General features: G+C 48.0%; 15 protein-coding genes. 8 read left to right on the forward strand and 7 right to left on the reverse strand.

All coding sequences use genetic code 11. The features are described from left to right. Positions 1 to 106 precede the first annotated feature (106 nt). The 3 genes from SCIP_RS01900 to SCIP_RS01910 are packed head-to-tail and all read left to right on the forward strand — an operon-like array spanning position 107 to position 2,440. Positions 107 to 1,219 carry a glycosyltransferase gene (locus tag SCIP_RS01900; protein ID WP_231287959.1) on the forward strand — a complete coding sequence of 371 codons (1,113 nt, stop codon included), beginning with the start codon at positions 107 to 109 and terminating at the stop codon, positions 1,217 to 1,219. After that, positions 1,216 to 1,527 (forward strand): hypothetical protein, encoded by a 312-nt coding sequence (locus tag SCIP_RS01905; RefSeq protein ID WP_006292828.1) that lies wholly within the window; start codon positions 1,216 to 1,218, stop codon positions 1,525 to 1,527. Before SCIP_RS01900 ends, SCIP_RS01905 begins: the two co-directional genes overlap by 4 nt. Continuing rightward, entirely contained in the window at positions 1,514 to 2,440 is a 927-nt protein-coding gene (locus SCIP_RS01910; protein WP_115672865.1) for a polysaccharide deacetylase family protein, read from the forward strand. The genes SCIP_RS01905 and SCIP_RS01910 overlap by 14 nt, the downstream gene beginning before the upstream one ends. Before the next feature lie 36 nt (positions 2,441 to 2,476). Here the strand turns inward: SCIP_RS01910 and SCIP_RS01915 are convergent, their stop codons facing one another. Both SCIP_RS01915 and SCIP_RS01920 read right to left on the reverse strand, forming a co-directional pair. Further along, positions 2,477 to 3,535, reverse strand: coding sequence for an aldo/keto reductase (locus SCIP_RS01915; RefSeq protein ID WP_006292830.1), 1,059 nt, complete (start codon positions 3,533 to 3,535; stop codon positions 2,477 to 2,479). A gap of 180 nt (positions 3,536 to 3,715) precedes the next feature. Beyond that, positions 3,716 to 4,315, reverse strand: a complete 600-nt coding sequence (locus SCIP_RS01920; RefSeq protein WP_196792687.1) for a DNA-3-methyladenine glycosylase I — start codon at positions 4,313 to 4,315, stop codon at positions 3,716 to 3,718. 908 nt (positions 4,316 to 5,223) lie between these two features. Between SCIP_RS01920 and SCIP_RS01930 the strand changes: the two genes are divergently transcribed. The 3 genes from SCIP_RS01930 to SCIP_RS01940 are packed head-to-tail and all read left to right on the forward strand — an operon-like array spanning position 5,224 to position 9,386. After that, positions 5,224 to 6,534, forward strand: coding sequence for a thiolase family protein (locus tag SCIP_RS01930; protein ID WP_040590485.1), 1,311 nt, complete (start codon positions 5,224 to 5,226; stop codon positions 6,532 to 6,534). After that, positions 6,531 to 7,994 (forward strand): hydroxymethylglutaryl-CoA reductase, encoded by a 1,464-nt coding sequence (locus SCIP_RS01935; protein WP_040590487.1) that lies wholly within the window; start codon positions 6,531 to 6,533, stop codon positions 7,992 to 7,994. The genes SCIP_RS01930 and SCIP_RS01935 overlap by 4 nt, the downstream gene beginning before the upstream one ends. A gap of 3 nt (positions 7,995 to 7,997) precedes the next feature. Then, positions 7,998 to 9,386 carry a hydroxymethylglutaryl-CoA synthase family protein gene (locus tag SCIP_RS01940; protein ID WP_006292832.1) on the forward strand — a complete coding sequence of 463 codons (1,389 nt, stop codon included), beginning with the start codon at positions 7,998 to 8,000 and terminating at the stop codon, positions 9,384 to 9,386. Positions 9,387 to 9,417: 31 nt separating this feature from the next. Here the strand turns inward: SCIP_RS01940 and gdhA are convergent, their stop codons facing one another. The 3 genes from gdhA to SCIP_RS08030 all read right to left on the reverse strand — a co-directional run bounded on the left by gdhA (position 9,418) and on the right by SCIP_RS08030 (position 11,844). Further along, positions 9,418 to 10,767, reverse strand: a complete 1,350-nt coding sequence (gdhA, locus tag SCIP_RS01945) for an NADP-specific glutamate dehydrogenase (protein WP_006292833.1) — start codon at positions 10,765 to 10,767, stop codon at positions 9,418 to 9,420. Between the two features lie 212 nt (positions 10,768 to 10,979). Continuing rightward, positions 10,980 to 11,717 carry a DUF4125 family protein gene (locus SCIP_RS01950; RefSeq protein WP_006292834.1) on the reverse strand — a complete coding sequence of 246 codons (738 nt, stop codon included), beginning with the start codon at positions 11,715 to 11,717 and terminating at the stop codon, positions 10,980 to 10,982. Then, entirely contained in the window at positions 11,701 to 11,844 is a 144-nt protein-coding gene (locus SCIP_RS08030) for a hypothetical protein (RefSeq protein ID WP_006292835.1), read from the reverse strand. Before SCIP_RS08030 ends, SCIP_RS01950 begins: the two co-directional genes overlap by 17 nt. A gap of 135 nt (positions 11,845 to 11,979) precedes the next feature. On the opposite strand from SCIP_RS08030, the gene SCIP_RS01955 reads away from it, so the two are divergent. Continuing rightward, on the forward strand, positions 11,980 to 12,708 hold the full coding sequence (locus tag SCIP_RS01955) for a deoxynucleoside kinase (protein ID WP_006292836.1): 729 nt from the start codon (positions 11,980 to 11,982) through the stop codon (positions 12,706 to 12,708). Between the two features lie 158 nt (positions 12,709 to 12,866). Here SCIP_RS01955 and SCIP_RS01960 read toward each other — a convergent pair whose 3' ends face one another. Continuing rightward, complete coding sequence (locus SCIP_RS01960) at positions 12,867 to 14,318, reverse strand: NupC/NupG family nucleoside CNT transporter (protein WP_006292837.1); 1,452 nt, start codon at positions 14,316 to 14,318, stop codon at positions 12,867 to 12,869. Between the two features lie 177 nt (positions 14,319 to 14,495). Between SCIP_RS01960 and SCIP_RS01965 the strand changes: the two genes are divergently transcribed. Continuing rightward, positions 14,496 to 15,083: a thymidine kinase gene (locus SCIP_RS01965; protein WP_040590946.1), complete on the forward strand. Its 588-nt coding sequence runs from the start codon at positions 14,496 to 14,498 to the stop codon at positions 15,081 to 15,083. Here SCIP_RS01965 and SCIP_RS01970 read toward each other — a convergent pair. Further along, the gene (locus SCIP_RS01970; RefSeq protein WP_006292839.1) at positions 15,070 to 17,103 is read right to left on the reverse strand and encodes a DUF4037 domain-containing protein; all 2,034 of its coding nucleotides are present in this window, start codon (positions 17,101 to 17,103) and stop codon (positions 15,070 to 15,072) included. The two genes, SCIP_RS01965 and SCIP_RS01970, sit on opposite strands and share 14 nt — an antisense overlap. Positions 17,104 to 17,240: the final 137 nt, after the last annotated feature.

A 17,240-nucleotide genomic window follows, 5' to 3' on the forward strand; every position in this document is an offset into this window, starting at 1 on the left:
GTCCCTTATTTGGATAATCGGTGCGATTTTCCACGATGTTACCAGACAGCTTAGGATGCACCAAAAGAGCAGGAACATACAGGGCAGGCTGGTACAAACTTACGGTTTGGAGCAGAAGGCAGCCGCTGAGGAATATCCCAGGGTAGATGTGCTCATGTCCTGCTACAACGAAGAACCAGTCCTCAAAGATGCTGTTGATTCCCTGGAAAAATCCACCTACCCCAATTATCAGCTGGTCCTCATTGACGATCAGAGCACAGACGGAACTCTGGGTATTATGAACCAGCTTAAGGATGAATACAACAATATTATCGTCATTGCTTCTCAGCGCAATCTGGGTAAGGCTAAGGAGCTTAATACTGCCCTGCGGTCAAGCCAGTCAGATTACATTCTCTGCGTGGATGCCGATGCAGTTTTCCACCATCAGGCCATCAGCCGGCTGGTTACCTTTCTTCAGCATCATCCTGACTGTGCTGCGGTCACTGGACGTCCATCAGTGCTGAACAAAGGAAAAATTATCACCTGGCTGCAGTGGTTGGAATACCTGATGAATATTGACTTCATCAAGCGGTCTCAATACTTTTTTACCAATCACATTCTCACAGTCAGCGGAGTACTCACCATGTTCCGTCGCCAGGCTCTGCTTGACGTTAACGGCTGGGACACCTCGGCTATGACCGAAGATATTGACGTTACCTGGAAGTTTTATAAAGCTGGCTACACCTGTGGCTACGAGCCGGGAGCCCTGTGCAGAATCTATGTTCCTGAAACTATCAGCGGCTTTATTAAACAGAGAATCCGCTGGGCACGAGGGGGAGTGGAGGTAACCCGCAAGCGCTTTACCTACATGAAAAACCTGACTATGGGTGCCCATCTGATTGGTCTGGATGCCCTGCTGAGCTATCTGTGGATTATTATGGTTTCCTACTCCTTTTTCAGGCAGATTGCTGAGTATATTTTTGCCCGCAACCTGGAACTTAGGCTCGACATTATTATCGTCTACTTTGCTGTCACCCTCCTCTTCTACTTGATGGCTAAGGTTGTCAATCATGATGATCCTCTGGTGCACATTCCTCTTCTCAGCCTTTTGTTGGTTCCTGTGTATTTTTATGTGTACTGGCTTTATACCATTGTTGTTACCCTGGTTGCTTTTTATCACGCTTTTGATCACATTACCTATGCGGCCTGGGGAGACTCAGACAGGGGGTTGGCAGCATGAATCGGCGTCCATCCTGGTGGGGAGTAGTCCTTACAGTCATCTCTGCTCTTTTGCAGATTCTGCTTATTGTTCTCATGGTATTTTTCCTGGCAGGCAAGCAGGAGGAGAGTCTGGTCAATTTTTATGTCGTCTTTAATTGTGATATTCCTACTCTTCTAACAACTTTGAGAGTGATAGGAATTTCTTCACTTGTGATTTTTGCTTTGGGAATTGTCCGCCTTATTTATCTGGGTATCAGGCGTGATAAGCGCACTAACAGTAAGCAGGCAGCAGACGCAGACAAGGAGAACAGCCATGAACAGCGATAAGTCTGAGAAGGCTCTCAAAAGGAAAAAACAGGCAGAAAAAACCTGGCATAGGATCTTTATCCTTCTGATTATCTGCAGTCTGATTGTTGCTACAGCCAGTTCAATTCGCCGGGTACATGCGGAACAAGCCATCAATAAAGAACTGGCGGGCAGCACCCTGCCACAATCAGAAAAGAAAACAAACGGAATCATGATCCTGTGTTATCACCGGATTCTGAAGCCGTCCCTGGCTACCACCATTGCTCAGAGCCTATCCAATAATAGGCAGCTGCATGATTATGCAATAACGACGACTGTCTTCCGCTCCCATCTGGCATATTTGAAAAAGCACAAGGTCGAGATCATCAGCTTGGATAAAGCCGTCGCTATGGTCGCATCAGGCAAACCTATTGCCCGGCAGTATGCGGTGATCACCTTTGACGATGTGGATAGTACGGTCTATGCCAATGCTTTTCCCATTTTGAAGCGTTTAAACTACCCCTTTACTGTTTTCGTCATTACCAGCCAGACGGGCAGCTATGATAAGGGCACCAGCCTGGCTACCTGGTCTCAGATTCGGCGAATGGTGGACAGTCCTCTGGTAACTGTAGGCCTGCATACTAATAATATGCATTTTATGGTTAAGAACAAGCCTGTTTTGACTTCACAGCAGGGTACGGAGCGTTTCGCTGCTGATTATCAGGAATCGCAAAAGATTTTGACTCAGCGTCTGGGAATAACCGCCCGTTACTTTGCCTATCCCTACGGGGAAAGTACAAAAAGTGCGCAGAAATACCTGACTAAGAAGGGAATTATTACTGCTGGTCTGACTGACGGGGTGATTCACGAGTATACATCCCTCTCTCAGCCCCTTCCGCGAAGCCTGGTGACAGTTAAATCGTGGAAAAAGGTTGTTAAGCCCTGGATCAGATAGCTGGATTGGGTAACTTGATCAGATAGCTGGATCGGGCTAATGAGCCGGCGCAATCTTGTCTATAGCTGCAAGCTCCTCATCGCTGAATGTAGTATTGAGCACTGCCTTGGCGCAGTCTAGAATCTGAGAAGGCTTTGAAGCACCAATCAGAACGCTGCTGATTGGGCCATCCACCCCATCCCGCAGGATCCAGGACAACGCCATTTGAGCTAAACTCTGTCCTCGACGGGCGGCGATGGAATTCAGAGCCAAGATCTGATCATGCCTCTGACGCACATCTCCCGGATGGAGAAAACGCGGGTCATGACCAACCCGACTGTCAGACGGAATTCCGTCTAAATATCGGCTGGTCAGCAGGCCCTGAGCTAAGGGGGAGTAAATGATTAGGCCAATTCCCGCTTCTTTGGCAGCAGCTTTCAATCCGCCTGAAGAACCTGTGCCGGAAGGAACTTTTATCGATGAATCCTTCTCAATGTGACGGTCAAAAATATTATATCGAACCTGGTTAATCACAAAAGGTGTATGGGAGTCTCGCAAAATCGCGGCAGCCTTCAGAGTCGTTGCTGCATCATAATTTGAAATTCCAGCATACAGAGCCTTGCCAGACCTGACCGCCTGAGTCAGGGCCCCCATGGTTTCTTCCAGAGGAGTATCAGGATCCATACGATGACTGTAAAAGATATCTACATAATCCAAGCCGAGTCTTTTCAAAGATTGATCCAAGCTGGCCAGCAGGTATTTGCGGGAACCAAAGTCTCCATAGGGGCCGGGCCACATATCAAATCCTGCCTTGGTGGTGATGAGCAGTTCATCGCGGTAAGGCATCAGATCCAACGTGAGAATGCGGCCGAAGTTCGTCTCAGCTGCCCCATAATCGGGTCCGTAGTTGTTGGCGATATCAAACTGTGTGATACCAGCGTCAAAAGCTGTCCGGCACATAGCCCTCATCGTTGCAAAATTTGAAATATCGCCAAAGTTATGCCACAAACCCAGTGAAATTTGCGGCATTTTCAAGCCACTCTTTCCGCAGCGCGAATATGGCATGCGGCCGTCATAGCGGTTATCATCTGCGGTATATTTTTCAGTGATATCCATTGGTGCTCCATTCATCGTTGAATTATTCAGATTGTTTATACCGGTACCGTACCCATCCAATCATACCCTTCCAGTATAGTCCGAATCTTGTTCATGAGTCTTGCTCGTAGCCGAGTTTCTGCCCGGTGAAGGCAGCCGCCTATCGTTCTTAATCCAAATTCGTAAGTCAAATTCGTAATTTCAAATTTGGCTCAAACGGGAAGGGCAATTTTCCCGATGATCATTGATTAAGCCAATCCCTTGCAGATAGGAATATATGATGATAGGTCCCACGAAGGTGAATCCTCTCTTTTTCAAATCTCTGCTGATCTGCTGAGATAGGCTGTTTTCGGTTGGCATAGGGTCGGTCTCGCCCAAATGATGATCTACTACTTCGCCCTGGGTGAAGGACCAAATATAGGAATCGAAACTTCCGAACTTTTCTTGAATTTCCAAGAAATGCCGGGCGTTATTGCGGGCTGATCGGATTTTTAGTTTGTTGCGAATAATTGCTGAATTATTATGCAACTCTTCCAGTCGTGCATCGGTATACGCCGCTACTAAAACCGGATTAAAATTATCATATGCCTGACGAAGATCCTTCTCTCGCCTGAGAATGAGGGACCATGACAGACCTGCCTGCTGGCCCTCCAAAATCAGCATGGCGAATAGTTCCTGATCGTTGTGCAGTGGCCTGCACCAGCGATGATCGTGGTAGGCGGCAGACAGGGCATCAGTTGGTCCCCAGCAGGTGAAGAATTTCGCGCTTTTACTCATCTCTGTGATTTCATCGTTTTTCATGCCAGACTCTTCCATGAGAAATGCCTTTCATTCCAGGGTATCTAGGTATTGATTGACTTTTATTAATAAGTTTTTATTGATTGATTTTGTTTATACCTGTCATAATTTTATACCAGCCATGTCTATGCCCATTTCTGTCATCGGTGGTGCGTCTTAAGTCTTGAAACGGTTAGGCGCTCGCCTGCATGACGTTTTAGATATTTAGATATTCGCTTAAACATCTGTTAAAACACCTGTTAAACGAATATCTAAACGACGGTTTAAGCGAATATTCGAATCGTTATTTAAATGATGGCTTTCTGGGTGCCGGCAGAAGATAAGAACATAATATTCTTATTATTAACAGTGTATTTTCCAGATAATGGTATGGAAAAAAGGTGATTTTAGAAAGGATAAAAAAGTACCCCTCACCCAACTGCACAGCGGAAAAATAAAAACCGTGGAAAATAGCCATTCTTGTTTTCCACTTGTGCAGTTGGGTGAGGGGTATGTGAGTATACTTTCCATTGAAAGGGTGAAAAACGAGTCTTTTTTCGATATTTTCCAGTTTGTCTCTCAATATGTTTGCAGTAAATTCTTGGTTCATTCATAATTTTCTCCCATAATTTGTGTAATTGGATTAAAGTAATTGGATTTGTGCAATTGGATTAGTGTAATTGGTATGGTGTTTTCAATCGGATAATTACCAGTGGGGAACTTGCCGAACGATTCGTCGTAACCGTTGTGAGTGCTCGCTGTAACTGCCGTGACTGCTCGTTGGAACCGCTGTGAGTGTTTGTTGGAACTGTGCTCGTAAAACTATTGTGCTAAAAGAGAGAAATAAGCGCAATAGTATAAGGTTGAGGCGGTAAAGTTGATATTTCCATAGTCTGGGCCTCTGCCGGATGGTATGCCTTTAGGTGAAAAGTATGACTGACGTTGTAATTGTAAGTGCTGTCCGCACGCCTATTGGGACTCTTGGCGGATCCCTTAAATCGGTATCGGCAGTAGAACTGGGAACGATCGCAGCTAAGGCTGCCATTAAGCGGTCCGGCCTTGACCCAGTTGAGATTGATCAATCGATTTTTGGCAATGTTCTGCAGGCTAATAACGGGCAAAACGTAGCACGTCAAATTGCTCTCAAATCCGGAATGGACACTTCTAGCAGTGCGATGACAGTAAACGAAGTCTGCGGTTCAGGTCTTAAGGCTGTTCGCTTAGGGCAAGCAGCGATTCTGCTGGGGGATGCTGACATTGTTCTGGTTGGCGGCACGGAGAGTATGAGCAACGCGCCGTATTATGCACCCCATATGCGTTTTGGTAATAAATATGGGAATGCAGAGTTTGTTGACGGTATTTTTCGGGATGGTCTTTCTGATGCCTTTACCGGACAGCCTATGGGGATGACTGCGGAAAATGTGGCTCGAACTTTTGGGATTACTCGTCATCAGCAGGATGAATTTGCACTTTCTTCCCACAGGAGGGCAGTTGCTGCTCAGCGCTCTGGCGCCTTTGACAAAGAGATGACTCCGGTTGTTATTCATACTCGCAAGGGCGATATTCTTGTTGATGAGGATGATAGCCCTCGGCCAGATACGAACATGGAAAAGCTTGGCCGTCTGCGGACCGTTTTTATCCATTCAGAAAAGGAAGGAAGACTTTATACGGCAAAGAGCCAGAGTTCTTTGGAGAAGGACGGACAGCCTGTGGACAAAACCGAGCAGTCCCTGGACAGCACCCAGGTTTTAGGTACGGTGACTGCAGGAAATGCCAGCGGAATCAACGATGGGGCAGCGGCTTTGATTCTTATGCGCAAAGATTTGGTTGAGAAGAGACATATTCCTTATTTGGCAGAAATTCAAGGATATGCTGAAGGTGGCATCAACCCTGATTTTATGGGGTATGCGCCTAAAAGAGTCATTGAGAAAATGCTGAAGAGAACGGGTTCGACCATTGAGAGCATCGATCTCTTTGAGATTAATGAGGCTTTTGCTGCTCAGAGCGTTGCCGTCATGAACCAGCTGGAAATTCCAGAAAATAAATTAAATATTCATGGGGGAGCACTGGCGCTGGGGCATCCACTGGGGGCTTCCGGGGCACGGATTCTGGTGACTCTTCTTTATGCTTTGCGCGATACAGGCAAGAAGACGGGCGTTGCCGCCCTGTGCGTAGGGGGAGGAATCGGAGTCGCTCTTCAGATACGCATGTCTGATCAGAAGGATGAGGGAGAGCAGAGGTGAAGTTCTATCAACTTTCGCCTGAGGATCGCATAAAGACTTTGGTTGGGGATGATCTTCTCAGCCCTGAGGATGCTTCTGCCCTTCTTACCTTTCGAGGCCTTGATGATGACATTGCCAACAATCTGATTGAGAACCAAATTGGACAGTTTGCTCTTCCCATGGGAATAGTTCGCAATCTAGCGGTTAATGGCAGAAATTATCAGGTTCTGATGGCGACAGAGGAACCATCCGTGATAGCAGCAGCCAACAACGGAGCCAGAATCGCCAGGCTTAATGGGTTTGTTGTGGCGTCTGCCCCGAAGCGTCGCCTGGTAACGGGTGAGATTGTTTTCGGCGCAGATTCAGATCAGGATGCTGATCGAATTGCTCAGATTCTTCGCTTGAATCAGGACAAGATTAAGGCTATTGCTGATCAGGCCCATCCGTCAATTCTCTCTTATGGAGGCGGGTTGGTCGAGTGGCAGATTGAGTGTTTAAGACAGGCTCAGCCCCGAGGGCAGGTACAGGTCCGGGAGCGAGTTCAGACCTGGCCCCGAGAGCAGGCACAGCCTTATGAGCAGATTCAAGGGAAATCTCAGTTGGGGGGAAAGTATTTTGTAAAGTTGGCTTTGCATATTAATACCGGCGATGCCATGGGGGCCAACATAGTCAACACTATCTGCGAAGCGGTGGCGTCTGCGTCTGGCTCGTGGGTTGGTAGGAAGGCTCTGGTGGCAATTCTGACCAACCGAGTGGACGAATCGCAGACAGTGAAAGCGAGTCTGGAAATTAATCCTAAAACCTTGAAAACAAAGGATTTGGATGGGCCTTCTCTTGCCAGACGGATTGAGAAGCTGTCCAATCTGGCTTTCTGCGATTATGACCGGGCTGTAACTCACAACAAGGGCATTATGAATGGGATTACGGCTTCAGCTTTAGCAACCGGCAATGATACCCGGGCTTTGGAATCTGCCGCCCATTCTTATGCTGCCAGGGAAGGAGTTTACCGGCCTTTGAGCGAATGGACCGTGAACGAGAAAGGAAACTTGGAGGGGCGCCTACATATGCCCCTGAGTTTGGGGACTGTGGGAGGTGCTACTGATTCTCTGCCCATGGCAGCCCTGGCGAAACGCGTTTCTGGGGCAAAATCAGTGGGGCAATTCCAATGTCTGCTGGCCGCCTTAGGACTGGTCCAGAATCTCGCTGCTTTGCGAGCTTTGGCCGGGCCGGGAATTCAGCAGGGGCATATGGCTCTTCACGCCCGGTCTTTGGCCATGGCTGCAGGCGCACAAGGCGCTGAAATCAGCCTGGTGAGCAACCGTTTGCAAGATGGCGATAAGAGCCTGGAGAGGGCTAAGCAGATTCTTGAATCAGTACGGGCAAGAAAAAATACTGAAACAGGCGAAACAGGCAAAACAGGCAAAAAAAGCGAAAAAGGCGAAAACAACAGAAACAGCGAAAAAGGCAGAAAAGGAGAGTGAACCATGTTACAGAATAAATCTTCTGAAGAGAATTTCCCCCCATCGTCTGTCCCCCTGCCTGCTCAGCAGAGTTTTGCTGATTTTCCTCCGGTTGGAATTGATTCTTTGGCTCTGTATACACCTGGTTTTTATTTGGATCTGACCGAGCTGGCACAGGCTAGGGGAGTGGATCCGAATAAATATACGATTGGGATCGGCCAGGACCAGCAGGCTGTCGCTCCATCCAATCAGGATATTGTAACTATGGGGGCTGCAGCTGGACTGAAAGCTTTATATTTTGCGGATTCTGCTGGTGCTTCAGATACTGGTCACACAAATATTGGTCTCCTGGTTGTAGGCACCGAGTCAGGGGTTGATGCCAGCAAGGCATCGGCTTTATTTATCCATGATCTTATTGGTCTCAGTCCCTGGTGCCGGAGCATAGAAATTAAGGAAGCATGCTACGGGGGCACAGCTGGTCTGATGACTGCTGTTGATTATGTACACACACATCCTGGTAAAAAGGCCTTGGTCATTGCTTCTGACATTGCCCGGTATGGTCTGAATACTCCTGGGGAGGTGACTCAGGGCGCTGGGGCTGTTGCGATGGTAATCTCTGAAAATCCCCGCATACTGGCTCTGGAACCGCAGTCGACAGCCTATTCCCGCAGTATCGGCGATTTTTGGCGGCCGGTCTATACGGATATGGCTCTGGCACGCGGAAAATATTCTACAGAAGAGTATATTAATTTCTTTCATCGTGTCTGGAAACAGTATAAAAATGAAACCGGCCGCTCTGTCAAGGACTTTGCAGCCATCTGTTTTCATCTTCCCTATACAAAGATGGGAATGAAGGCATTCCGAGGGGTTCTCGATAGCGATATATCAGATAATAATATTTCAGACAGCGATATTTCAGATAGCAAGAGCGCGGATAATAATAATAATAAGACTGGTGCTTCTGCCGATAGTGATATTTCTGTTCATGCACACGGCCATTTCCTGAAAGAAACTCTGGAAAAACGTTACCAGGCATCCACCCTCTATTCACGACAAATTGGGAATATTTATACAGGGTCCTTGTATCTGAGTCTGCTGTCGCTATTGGATCATGACAGCAGTCTGTCTTCTGGCGACCGTCTAGGGCTCTTCTCCTATGGATCCGGAGCAGTAGGAGAGTTCTTTTCCGGTATTCTCCAGGATGGATATAGTCACGCTTTGCATAGGAGCCATACGCAGACTCTTTTGCATAGAAGGCATAAAGTAAGCGTCGCCGAATATGAGAAAATATTCAACGACGCTATACCTTACCAAGCCGGAGATGTACAGACCGATCAGGTCCATCGCGACCCCTGGAACCCCTTTATCCTGGATAGGGTTGAAGGCCAGGAGCGAATCTACCGGAGGCTATAAAAGCCGTAAAGAGGCCATAAAAAGCTTTAAATTAGAGCACTCCCTGGGCGACCATAGCATTAGCTACCTTGACGAAACCGGCAATATTTGCGCCAGCCATCAGGTTGCCTTCAAGACCATATTCCTTGGCCGCAGCCAGACTTTCGGTCACAATGGAATTCATGATCCCCTTGAGCCGCTCATCTACCTCTTCGGCAGTCCAGGCCAGGCGCAGGGAATTCTGGCTCATCTCCAGACCGGAAACAGCCACGCCTCCGGCATTGGCAGCCTTGGCAGGGCCGTAAAGAACGTTATGTGCCTGGTAAACTGCAATAGCTTCAGGGGTGGAAGGCATGTTAGCACCTTCGCAGACCACAGTGCAGCCATTGTCAACCAGTTTCTGGGCAGATTCTCCGTCAATTTCGTTCTGCGTAGCGCAGGGCAGGGCAATGTCGCATTTAACATTCCAAACCCCGGCGCTGCCTTCGTGGTATTCACTGCCAGGCACCCGATCGGCATATTCCTTAATCCGGCCGCGCTTATTCAGCTTAATATCTTTCACTACATGCAGGTTGATTCCAGCTGGATCATAAATGTAGCCATTGGAATCAGAAGCAGTTACTACGGTTGCTCCCAGCTGTGTTGCTTTTTCTGTTGCAAAAATAGCTACATTTCCTGAACCGGATATAACCACAGTTTTACCCTGGAAGGAATCGTTGCGCAGGGCTTTCAGCGCGTCGCTGGTGTAATAACAGAGCCCGTAGCCGGTGGCTTCGGTCCGAATCAGCGAACCGCCAAATTCCAGACCTTTTCCTGTCAGGGTTCCGCTGTATTCATTACGAATCCTCTTGTACTGCCCAAAGAGGTAGCCGATTTCACGGGCGCCAACGTTGATATCTCCAGCAGGAACGTCAGTGAATTGACCAATATGCCTATTCAGTTCAGTCATGAAAGCCTGGCAGAAACGCATGACTTCTCCGTCTGACCGTCCCCGGGGATCAAAATCAGATCCTCCCTTAGCTCCGCCCATGGGCAGGGTGGTCAGGGCGTTCTTGAGGATCTGTTCAAAGCCCAGGAATTTGACCACTGACTCGGTAACGGTGGGATGGAAGCGAAGACCGCCCTTATAGGGGCCGATGGCACTGTTGAACTGAACCCGGTACCCGCGGTTCACTTGTATTGCGCCCTGATCATCAACCCAAGCAACCCGGAACTTAATCACGCGTTCGGGCTCAACCAGTCGCTCAACCACTCCGTTTGCCTCATACTCGGGGTGAGCTTCCACCGCTGGTTCCAGAGTCTCAAAAACCTCGCGGACGGCCTGGAGAAATTCCTTCTGGTCTCCATCCCGCTTTTCCACCTGGTCATACACCCGCTTCAGATAGGGATTAGTCACAGTCATGATGTTCCTTTCATTGCATTGTGTCCGGCTTCGCCTGTCTCCCATGCAGCTGTCTCACATACAGTGGATATCTGCACAGTGGGTGACTAGCGCTTGCCTGGTCCTTATGGTATCGATTAAAAAAGATTATTCTGTATTTTTATCTCAGATTTTGACCTTACTCCTTGAAGTTTTGGCGGGAAAAGTGGAGTATGCGGTATAAAAATACAGTATTATTCTTCCTGGATGGATTCTTTTTGAATGGAATCTTCTTGAGATTTTTCTGCTGCGGTCAGATTAGTGAAACCTGCCATCCGTACTGTCCACCCAATGGTTTGTTCTGTTTCGTTCAGTCCTTTTTGTTCCTGACCGGCAATAAAGCTGTCATACAGGTCCAGGGTTCTTTGAGAGTAAGTCCCTAATTCTCCTCTCAGATATGTTTCCAGGCTGGTTTTATTTATTGTGTCTTCTGAGGTAGTAATGACTCTCATGTGAGAGCCCAGGTGGGGGTAGCGGCTGACGAAATCTTTGGCCCAGGCAACCTGGCGTGAAATAATTCTTTCCTGCTGGCTGTGCCGCTTGTCTGACAAAGCAGGCATGAAAGCTTCCAGATGCTGCCTGTAATAATCACCGTCTGTCGATTCCATCATCCGGGCATATTTTTCTGTCAGCAAATTTCTTCCCTCTTGTTCAGCTTCTTCCAGATCCTGCAGATAGCTGATCAGGAGAGGAGCAGTCCATGTAAGAAATTGACTCAGCCGCATCTGATGAAAAACAGGCCAATTTCCTTGGCAGAGGGCTCGGCCGCCTTCATTGGTGACCTTCTGAAATTGCTTCCATTCCAAAGCTACCACGGCTTCTGCTTGTGACAGGAATTCCTGATCGGTCAGCTTCACCGGCGAGGCCTGCTCCTGGGAGTTCCCCTCTGTCTGCTTATCTGGGGAATTTGCTGATTCATGTGTTGGGACCATGCTTATATTTTAGCCCTCCTGTCGCATGCTTGGCTCCGGCTGCAATCATGGCAATCAGTATGGAAATAAAGGCATGGGCAATCATGGCGGTCATGACAGCGACAAGCCAAAATGAGAGATTGACCACACTAGTCGACCTGGACCGAATAGCCTGATAGGCTTACTTCGTTACCTACAAGACTTGGTGGATCCCCGGTGGCATCTTCCCTAGATGTTCTTGATGTTTTTGGCGGACCAGGGTCAGACAACTGAAAAATAAGAGGTGAGTCGCATTTTGTTGACGTGTGCAGGAGTAATCTCCGCTGGAAAAAGTACTTTAACTCAGATTTTATCTGATGAGCTGGGGACCAAGGCCTATTTTGAACCCGTCGAAGATAACCCCGTTCTTCCCCTGTTTTACAAGGGAAATCAGCTAGTGGAAGAGGGAAAGGCTGAGACTAACCCTTATGCCTTCCTCCTACAGGTTTTCTTCCTCAATCGCCGCTTTGCCATGATCAAGCAGGCTATGCAGGAAGATAACAATATTCTGGATCGGTCCATCTACGAGGACTCGATTTTTATGAAGATGAATACTGATCAGGGCCATGCCACTCAGGAAGAGTGGAAAATCTATAAAGCACTTCTCGATAATATGCTTGAGGAGCTCCCTTATGCTGCCAAAAAGAAGTCACCCGATTTGATGATTTTCCTGGATGTCAATCTGGAAACGATGTTGTCCAGGATTAAGATTCGCGGCCGTGAGTATGAGCAGGTTGAGTCAGATCCCTCCTTACTGAACTACTACAAGACCCTGCTCTCTTACTATTCGGACTGGAAGGACCGGTATTCTGCCTCGGCTATGGTGACGATTGACGGGAATCACTATGATTTTGCGAACAATATGGATGATCGCAATCAGGTTCTGGACACTATTGAAGCTGCCATGGTTGAGGTGGGGACCCTGAGCAAGTCTGAGTTTGAGCGTCTGCAGGAGAAACGATACCAGAACTGAACTGACTAAACTGAATTGACTAAACTGAACTGAATAGGTATTGAGACAACTGATAAAGCATAGAATAAAGCCCCGCATTTTTTGCGGGGCTTTGTGTATTTATTTTGTTTGCTTATTTTATTTATTTACTTATTGAGATGGGAACGACAGTACAGGTCTTACCAGACGAAAAGACCCACCATGCCGGCGGACAGGAGTGAAACAAGAATTCCGGACAGGAGCATGCGGCCCACATTTTTGGAGATTAGATCATTCTTTTCCTTGTCTACCAGACCTTTGAAGCAGCCGGTCACCATGCCGATGGTGCTGAAGTTAGCAAAGGAGGTCAGGAAAACAGTTAGAACGGCCTTGTAATGCGGGGCAAAGTGGGCGATGGTCTTGGTGACTTCGCTCATGACCACGAATTCATTAGTAACCAGCTTCATTCCCATGTAACCTGCCATGTTCCAGGCAGTTGCCGGATCCAGCCCCAGGAGGAGGGATGGGATGTAAAGGAAGACGCCAAGGATGTGTTCCAGAGTCAGCTGGGGATTAATCAGGCCAAGCAGTTTATTGATCAGGGCAGCCAGGGCAACAAAGGCGATGACATTGGCCGTGATAATGAGGATTAGCTTACCGGCACCGAGAATGGAATCACCCAGGAAGGAGAAGAAAGGTTCTTTCTTCTGTTTGGCTGGCTTGGCAACCTTGGTAGAGGAGTCTTCTGCAACAGATCCATCAGCAGCAGCCTGATCAGTTTTCTTTGTCCAGGGGAGAATTGCCCGGAGACGGTCGGCAAAGGTTGGAGCAGGAATGGCAGTGGCTGCGGCGGGAGCAGGGGCTGGGGTCTCTGCTACAGCCGCGGTGGTCTGTGCAGAAGCAGAAGCAGGAACAGTCTCATTGGTGTCAGGTGCAGCTTCTGTGGCGTCTGCCAGTGTGGCGATGGTATCTTCTTCCTTGCTGACCTGCACAGGGTAGAGGAGGTTGGCCACGATCAGGGCGTTGATGCAGTTAAGAGGAACAGCGGTCAGCACATATTCGCCTGGAACCAGCTGGGTATAGGAAGCGATAATGGATGCGGTGACGCAGCTCATAGACATCATAGCTAGAGTCAGGTTTCTGGCCGGTTTCATTCTTTGAAGCTGCAGCTTAGATACAGCCAAGGCTTCGGTATTGCCTAAAAACATCATTTCAACTGAGAAGAATGTTTCAAACTTAGGCTGACGGGTAATAAAGCTCAGACCACGACCAACCCATTTGATCAGCCAGGGAAGGAATCCAACATAGGTCAGAATATCGAACATAGGCACAACTAGCAGAATTGGCAGGAGGGCAGAAGCTACAAAGTTAACCGGGGCAGGGTTGACTCCAGTGGGTCCAACCCAGTTAGCAAAGGCGAAATTAATACCCTTGAACGCTGCGGTGACCAGCTGATTAAAGCCAGTAGCAGCTCCCCGGACTATGGCCCGTCCCCAGGAGAAGGAGGTCAGGAACCAGGCGATGACAATGTTGAGAACAATCATGATTCCAATTGATCCCCAGGCAACGTGTTTCTTATCATGGGAGAAAAGCCAGCCAAGAAGCACGAAAATAAATATTCCAGCAATATTGAGTGCTAAATACATAATCATTTTCTTTCGTATGAGACAACGTTATTTATGGTATCGGCACCGGGGCATCGAATCAAGACGAAGGTTCGTGAGATAAAACACGTTCCGGGACTATGCCGTGTTGAAAATGGTTCTTGCTACCGGGAGATGAGTATGGTAAGTGTGGTGACAATATGGTGATGTATGAGAAAGGTGACCATGGCACAGCTTTACTACCGTTACGGCACAATGAATTCGGGGAAAAGCATAGAAATCTTAAAAGTTGCGCATAATTATGAGGAACAGGGCAAGCCAATTGCCCTCATGACTTCTATGCTCGACACGCGGTCAGGCTATGGTCATATTTCTTCCAGAATCGGTCTTAACCGTGAAGCGGTGCCTATCAGTCCCCAGATGGATCTGGTGGACTATGTCAGAGGCCTATCCCCCCGGCCTTATTGTGTTTTGGTTGATGAGTGTCAGTTTTTATCAAAGAAAAATGTTTATGATTTGGCTGCGGTAGTTGATGATCTGGCAATCCCGGTCATGTGCTTTGGCCTGAAAAATGATTTCCAGAACAAACTTTTTGAAGGCTCCTACCACCTGCTTCTTCTGGCTGACAAAATTGAGGAGATTAAAACTATTTGTCAATATTGCAGCCACAAGGCAACTATGGTTTTGAGGGTGGCTGATGGGAAGCCGGTCTATGAAGGAGAGCAGATTCAGATTGGGGGCAATGAATCATATATTCCCGTCTGTCGGCATCATTATTTCCACCCAGAAACTGCTGAAACTACAGACTTCTAAGAAAAGAATTTTTCTCAGAAATGTGGCTTTCCACATAGGGGCGATGCCATTCCAAAAAATCCTCACTGCTGGAAGTCAAACCTTCCTGCTGGAGTTCCTCAACAATCTCCCGGCAGATAGTGGTAATCAGGCTGGTGATCTGATTATTATCCTGTGAAACATCAAGGAGAAGAAGGTTTTCCAGCTGCTCACAGATTTCAGACAGCCGGGTTGACGGCCGTCTGCTGATGTTCCGTAAAGCTGCGAAACGCCATTTGTAGTAAGGTGCATAACCCACAATCAGGGGATTATTGATGAGGAAAATCAGGGAGCTGGTAGCATTAGCAAATTCAGATAGGCAGAGTCGTGCTGCAGGCTGATCTTTCCGCGCAATCATGCGAGAATAATTATACTGACCAGCCTGGCTGATCATGCCCAGGCGACGTGAAATCAGAGAAAATCGAACATCATCAGGCATGTTTTTGAATCCCTGACGACGGGAAGAAAAGGCACCGAGGGGATCGGCAAAGATTTGCCCATTTGTGGCTGCTGCCAGGGTTGACTCCTGCAGGTTCAGCCAGAGCAGAGGCTCATCCTGGCCTGGAGCTTGGGATAAACCAGTAATGGACTCGAAAAAGTCGCCGATTTTAAAGACACCTGACCTTCTGCCCCTACCCTGGGAACGGGGAGTAGAGCTTCGGGTTTGAAAGCCAAGAAACTCCTGAGGAAGGGCGTCATAGTCTGCTTGCAGATCGTGACCAATTTTTTGATAGTCTTCCTTTGTAGCCCATAGGCAGAAACGCGGGCCAAAATCGTGATCGTGTGACAAGTCATCATCGAAACCATAGCATTCGGATCCGTGTCCAACCAGTCCGGCTGCGATTCTTCCCCTATATTCAGGATATTTTCGATAGATGAGGGGTTCGCCATATTCCTGCCAGAATTGCCGGGCCAGGTCCAGACCTTTGATTTTTAAGGGAGCCTTATCCTGCGAATCTGCAATCTCCTGCACAGCACGGGAATTGGCAAGTGTTGTCCGGTAATAATCATTATCGGCTCCATACGTTTTCCTGATATGTTCCAGTGCCTTTCTGTAATAAAGTCGGGACTCCTCAAACTGTCCGGCAAAGAAGGCTGCCTGGGCATAACCAGCCAAAGCCGAGGCATAGTGGGCGCTGTCTGTCAGATGTTTGCCAGGATCATGGTGATAAATATTCAGCGCCTGCTGCGCATAACTTACAGCCTGTGCACGTAAAGATGCAGCAGTCTCATGTAGTGAGTGCGATGGACGTGACGAACGTGATGGACGTGATGAGCGTGATGAGACTTTCCGCTCGGATTCTTTCTGCTTAGAACTGGCAATCTGCAGGAGGACCAGGGCAAGGTTCGTTTTTGTTGTGGCAATGTCAATGTCGTTTTGAGGGTCAGGGCTGACCTTGGTCATAATAGTCAGCGCTTGGTATAGTTCTTGGTAAGCTTGAGTAAAATTACCAGTTTGCGAATACAGCATCGATAAATTATTATGCAGAGCAGCAATGGTTCGGGAATCCGTCTGCGGGGCCTGGTCAGCAGCAGAAAGTGCCTGCTTGTATAATTCCAGAGCTTGATCATACTGCTGGGCTGCCCGCATGGCGGTGGCAGCATTGATCAGGACCGACACCCACTGGGGACTTCCTTCCAGTCCTAAATGCAGGGCAAGATCCAGCGAGGCCTGTGCCAGTTTGACATTCTCACTGTGTCGGCTCTGCGATCTGTAAAATCCCATGAGCTCATTGATTACAGTCAATTGCCCTGCCTCATCGCCGGTTTCTACAGTCTGCTCAAGTGCCGATGTCAGGTACTGTTCCACCTTCTGAGGACCAGGGTGCAGGGAATAAAGATCGTCCAGCCCAGCCATAAATGCATCTGGTGAAAAGCCTGTTGCTGTCGGAGAACCCTGGGGAATACCGTCATCTGCCGAGTCGGAGAGAAGACTGGGATCTTGCTCTTCTTTGTCCGCAATGTGCATATCTGGAATCGACTCTGAATCATTATTAAGCATAAAACTATACTAAACTGGTTCCCTGATTTTGTATTCATTTTATTATATTTTATGGTGTAGTGTGTATGACTTTATGACGTCCTGATATCAGCGGGAATATTCCATATTCTTAAGTAGGTTCCAAAACTATAATGAAC

The sequence above is a fragment of the Scardovia inopinata JCM 12537 genome (assembly GCF_001042695.1).
In the GTDB taxonomy this organism is placed as follows: Bacteria; Actinomycetota; Actinomycetes; order Actinomycetales; family Bifidobacteriaceae; genus Scardovia; species Scardovia inopinata.